This is a genomic window from Streptomyces graminilatus (assembly GCF_001418565.1).
Taxonomy (GTDB): Bacteria; Actinomycetota; Actinomycetes; order Streptomycetales; family Streptomycetaceae; genus Streptomyces; species Streptomyces graminilatus.
This window is the reverse complement of sequence record NZ_LIQQ01000684.1, coordinates 1-4,977: the sequence shown is the minus strand read 5'-3', so window position 1 is coordinate 4,977 and position 4,977 is coordinate 1. Positions and strand designations below refer to the sequence as shown.

General features: G+C 67.7%; 6 protein-coding genes. 3 read left to right on the top strand and 3 right to left on the bottom strand.

Features of this window, described 5'->3' with window-relative positions; genetic code table 11:
- Positions 1–65 precede the first annotated feature (65 nt).
- Positions 66–1,340: an acetate kinase gene (locus AOK08_RS39895; RefSeq protein ID WP_055535203.1), complete on the top strand. Its 1,275-nt coding sequence runs from the start codon at positions 66–68 to the stop codon at positions 1,338–1,340.
- 152 nt (positions 1,341–1,492) lie between these two features.
- Positions 1,493–2,923, top strand: a complete 1,431-nt coding sequence (pyk, locus tag AOK08_RS39890) for a pyruvate kinase (RefSeq protein WP_055535201.1) — start codon at positions 1,493–1,495, stop codon at positions 2,921–2,923.
- Positions 2,924–3,010: 87 nt separating this feature from the next.
- On the opposite strand, the gene AOK08_RS39885 is transcribed toward pyk, so the two are convergent.
- The 3 genes from AOK08_RS39885 to AOK08_RS39875 are packed head-to-tail and all read right to left on the bottom strand — an operon-like array spanning position 3,011 to position 4,304.
- Positions 3,011–3,202 (bottom strand): hypothetical protein, encoded by a 192-nt coding sequence (locus AOK08_RS39885; RefSeq protein WP_055535199.1) that lies wholly within the window; start codon positions 3,200–3,202, stop codon positions 3,011–3,013.
- 49 nt (positions 3,203–3,251) lie between these two features.
- Complete coding sequence (locus tag AOK08_RS39880; protein WP_055535197.1) at positions 3,252–3,443, bottom strand: hypothetical protein; 192 nt, start codon at positions 3,441–3,443, stop codon at positions 3,252–3,254.
- Between the two features lie 9 nt (positions 3,444–3,452).
- Entirely contained in the window at positions 3,453–4,304 is an 852-nt protein-coding gene (locus AOK08_RS39875; protein WP_055535195.1) for a helix-turn-helix domain-containing protein, read from the bottom strand.
- 280 nt (positions 4,305–4,584) lie between these two features.
- Here AOK08_RS39875 and AOK08_RS39870 point away from each other — a divergent pair.
- On the top strand, positions 4,585–4,977 hold a 393-nt coding region (locus tag AOK08_RS39870), incomplete at its 3' end, for a hypothetical protein (protein ID WP_055535204.1).

Here is a 4,977-nt window from a genome sequence, read left to right as displayed (position 1 = left end):
ACGACCCCCACCCCCACCCCCACTTCTGCCTCTACCTCTACCTCTACCGAAAAGGCATCCGCGCAGTGACCGCGACCCGTGTCCTCGTCCTCAACTCCGGCTCGTCCTCGCTGAAGTACCAACTGCTCGACATGTGCGACAGCGGCCGGCTCGCCATGGGCCTGGTGGAACGCATCGGCGAGGAGACGTCCCACCTGAAGCACACCCCGTTGGCGACCGGCGGGGCGTCACGTGAGCGCACGGGCCCGATCGCCGACCACGACGCGGCCCTCCAGGCGGTGGCGGAGGAGCTGGCGAAGGACGAATTGGGCCTGGACTCCCCCGAGTTGGCGGCGATCGGCCACCGGGTCGTCCACGGCGGCCAGACCTTCACCGAACCGACGGTCGTCGACGACGCGGTCCTCGCCGAGATCGAGCGCCTGATCCCGGTGGCCCCGCTGCACAACCCGGCGAACCTCACCGGCATCCGTACGGCCCAGTCCCTGCGCCCGGATCTCCCCCAGGTGGCGGTCTTCGACACGGCGTTCCACACCACGATGCCGGAGTCGGCGGCCCGCTACGCGATCGACGTGAAGACGGCGGACGAGCACCGGATCAGGCGGTACGGGTTCCACGGCACGTCCCACGCGTACGTGTCGCGGGAGACGGCGAGGCTGCTCGGCCGGGCGCCCGAGGACGTGAACGTGATCGTGCTGCACCTGGGCAACGGGGCGTCGGCGTCCGCCGTAAGGGGCGGGAGGTGCGTGGACACGTCGATGGGCCTGACGCCGCTGGAGGGTTTGGTGATGGGAACCCGGTCCGGCGACCTCGACCCGGCCGTCATCTTCCATTTGGCGCGCGTTGGCGGAATGTCCACGGACGAGATCGACACTCTTCTCAACAAGAAGAGCGGCCTGCTCGGTCTGTGCGGAGACAACGACATGCGGGAAATCCGCCGCCGTATCGACGAGGGCGGCGCGGACGCCCCGGCGGCCCGGCTGGCCTTCGACATCTACATCCACCGTCTGAAGAAGTACATCGGCGCGTATTACGCGGTACTCGGCCGGGTGGACGCTATCGCGTTCACGGCCGGGGTCGGCGAGAACGCGGCGCCGGTGCGCGAGGCGGCGGTGGCGGGCCTGGAGGGCCTGGGCGTGTCCGTGGACGGCGCCCTGAACGCCGTACGGAGCCACGAGGCCCGCCTGATCTCCCCCACCGGCTCCCGGGTCGCGGTGGCGGTCGTCCCGACGGACGAGGAGCTGGAGATCGCGACACAGACGTACGCACTGGTGAGCGCGGCCGGATCGACGAGCCCGACGCGACCGACGAGACCGACGCGATCGACGCGATCGGACAACTGAAGACACTCAGCGGATATTGGACGAACAATGGGAAGACATTGCCGGAAGAGCCTCACCTGAGCGCTAACCCGCCCCTTTGTGTCCACTGGGTGCTTCCACGTCGTCCACCAGGCGGAATATTCCGAAGCGAAACAAACCGATAGGATCGCCCCATGCGCCGTTCGAAAATCGTTTGTACTCTCGGCCCCGCGGTCGACTCCCACGAAATGCTCGTGTCGCTGATCGAGGCCGGAATGAACGTGGCCCGGTTCAACTTCAGCCACGGGTCGCACGCCGAGCACCAGGGCCGGTACGACCGCGTCCGTGCCGCCGCCAAGGAGACGGGCAGGGCCATCGGTGTCCTCGCCGACCTCCAGGGCCCGAAGATCCGCCTGGAGACCTTCGCGGAGGGCCCCGTCGAGCTGGTCCGGGGCGACGAGTTCGTCATCACCACCGAGGACGTCCCCGGTGACAAGACCATCTGCGGTACGACGTACAAGGGCCTGCCGGGTGATGTGTCGCGCGGCGACCAGATCCTGATCAACGACGGCAACGTCGAGCTGAAGGTCCTGGACGTCGAGGGTCCGCGGGTGCGGTCGATCGTCATCGAGGGCGGCGTCATCTCGGACCACAAGGGCATCAACCTGCCCGGCGCGGCCGTGAACGTCCCGGCCCTGTCCGAGAAGGACATCGACGACCTGCGCTTCGCCCTGCGCATGGGCTGCGACCTGGTCGCCCTGTCCTTCGTGCGCGACGCCGCCGACGTGGACGACGTCCACAAGATCATGGACGAGGAGGGGCGCCGCGTCCCGGTCATCGCCAAGGTGGAGAAGCCGCAGGCGGTCGACAACATGGACGCGGTCGTCGCGGCCTTCGACGGCGTGATGGTGGCCCGCGGTGACCTCGCCGTCGAGTACCCCCTCGAAAAGGTCCCGATGGTGCAGAAGCGCCTGGTGGAGCTGTGCCGGCGCAACGCCAAGCCGGTGATCGTCGCGACCCAGATGATGGAGTCGATGATCACCAACTCCCGCCCGACGCGCGCCGAGGCGTCCGACGTGGCGAACGCGATCCTGGACGGCGCGGACGCGGTCATGCTGTCGGCGGAGTCGAGCGTAGGCGCGTACCCGCTGGAAACGGTGCGCACGATGTCAAAGATCGTCGCGGCGGCCGAGGAGGAGCTCCTCTCCAAGGGCCTCCAGCCCCTGGTTCCCGGCAAGAAGCCGAAGACGCAGGGTGGCTCGGTGGCCCGCGCGGCCTGCGAGATCGCCGACTTCCTCGGCGGCACGGGCCTGGTGGCCTTCACCAAGTCCGGCGACACGGCCCGCCGCCTCTCCCGCTACCGCGCGGCCCAGCCGATCATCGCCTTCACCACGGACGAGGGCACCCGCAACCAGCTCGCCCTGAGCTGGGGCGTCGACTCGTACGTGGTCCCGTTCGTCAACAGCACGGACGAGATGGTCTCCCTGGTCGACCAGGAGATGCTGAAGCTCGGCCGCTTCAGGGTCGGCGAGATCGTCGTCATGACAGCGGGCTCCCCGCCTGGCGTCCCGGGCACGACGAACATGGTCCGGGTCCACCACTTGGGCGAGGGCGAGCACGCCTGAGGTGACACGTCGGTACGGCTTTGAGGGCGCTCCCTGTTGTAGGTGACAGGGGGCGCCTTCGTCGTCGTAGCGGATGCGCCGGGTGCGCTAGAGAAGGTGGTCGGCCTTGCCGGCCTTGATGTCCTGAATGAGGGTGCGGAGGGCTTCGCGGGTGTCGGTGAGGTAGGTGTCCTCCTGACCGGCGACAGCGATGTAGGCGTTGCCGGTCGGATCGGTGCCTACGCGGAAGCAGTTGGCGCCTTCGCCGCAGTAAGGGGCTTCCCAGGTGATGTCGGGCATGGTGGCGCTCCTTAGCGCTGCTGAGCGAGGGCGAACACGCCTGGGCGCGCTAGAGAAGGTGGTCGGCCTTGCCGGCCTTGATGTCCTGGATCAGGGTGCGGAGGGCTTCGCGGGTGTCGGTGAGGTAAGTGTCCTCCTGACCGGCGACGGCGATGTAGGCGTTGCCGGTCGGGTCGGTGCCTATGCGGAAGCAGTTGGCGCCTTCGGCGCAGAACGGTTCTTCCCAAGTGATGTCGGGCAACGCGACTCCTCAGAGTTGGCGGGCGATCGTGTGGATGAAGTCGCGTGACGCGCTGGGCGATAGCGACGCGGCTTCCATCCAGTCCAAGTGGGCACGGTACTTGTCGAGTTGAGATTGACCGTGGGAGAACTCGGGGCCGTGTGCGGAGTCAAGTTCCACGGTGTCGAGCTGAGGGACGGGCCCTTCGGCGTAGACCACGGCTTGCCCGGCGCCGGGAAATGCCCCCGCTTTGAAGGGAATCACGCGTACGCCGATGTTGTCGCGCTCGGACACCTCGCAGAGGCGGTCCAATTGGCCGCGCATCACTTTGGCCCCGCCGAACTCGATGCGCAGGGCGGCCTCATGTACGTAACCGACGTAAGTGATCGGCTGTTCCCGGTACAGCACTTGTTGCCGTTGGAGGCGAAGGGCTACGCGCAGCTCGACCTCCGCCGCTGAGAGGGGTGGCAGCGCGGCCCCGAAGAGGGTGCGGGCGTAGCCGTCGGTCTGCAGCAGGCCCGGCAGGATCATGGCCAGCCCCACGCGCACGCTCTTGGAGTGCCATTCCAGTTCCGCGATGTCGAGGAGCCCTGCGGGGACTTGCCCCCGGTACACCTCCCACCAGCCGCGCGTACGTGTCCCGACCATGTCGACCAAGGCGTCGACGTACGCCTTGTCGCGGCACGCGTAGTTGCAGGCCAGTGTCATCAGTCGATCTGCGCTGATGGCCCGGACCCCGGACTCGATGTTGGAGACCTTCGTCCGGTCGAGCCCGAGCAGCCCTGCGGCGTACTCCGTGGTCACGTCTGCGGCGAGCCGCATCTTGCGCAGTTCGGCGCCCAAGCGCTTCTGGCGTTCCGTCGGTGTCGACCTCGGCGGCATGTGTCATTTCCTCCAGCGGGTGCGGCGTAAGTCTGCCCTTCTGACGGCTGGTTGGTCCACCCGACTGGTGGTAATTCCGTTGAGCAGGTGGCAAAAGACCACCAATCCTGTCTACAGTCGGTAACTAGTTGCGCACCGCCCGGCGTCACTCGGAAGCGCATCGCGCGAGCCTGCCCGCGTTCTCCTTCCCTGGGAGGGGCACGCTCGCGCCAGGGAGACAGGCCACTGGTCGGGCGTTCGCTGACCGCTTCAAGTCCACCGCGTGAAAAGGGAGTTCGCCATGCCCGCATCGCTCGCCATCTCGGCCTGCCCCATCTCGACCGACCTCACGAAGACACCGGCCCCGTCCCCGGACTCACTCACGTACGGCTTCACCCTGCCTGCCGAGGCGGTGAGTTCGTCGGTCGCCCGAGCCACAACTCGGGTCGTTCTCCAGGCACATGGGCTGGAGGAGATGACGGACGCTGCCGTGCAGGTGGTGGGGGAACTGACAGCATGCGCGTTCCGGTTCGCGGCGGATGCCTCGGTGTATGTGTCGCTGCGGTGGTGGGAGGGGGAGTTGCAGGTCGTTCTCTACGACGGACACCGGCGCCATGTCCATCCCCGGCTGGCCGCAGCCTGCGATGAGCGGCGAGGGGATGCGCTGCGGGTGTTGGGGTGCGTGGTGGAGGGG

Bases quoted from the DNA above. Each gene is read 5' to 3' on its own strand.
- pyk (WP_055535201.1), top strand. From the start codon at position 1,493: ATGCGCCGTTCGAAAATCGTTTGTACTCTCGGCCCCGCGGTCGACTCC.
- AOK08_RS39875 (WP_055535195.1), bottom strand. From the start codon at position 4,304: ATGCCGCCGAGGTCGACACCGACGGAACGCCAGAAGCGCTTGGGCGCC.
- AOK08_RS39885 (WP_055535199.1), bottom strand. From the start codon at position 3,202: ATGCCCGACATCACCTGGGAAGCCCCTTACTGCGGCGAAGGCGCCAAC.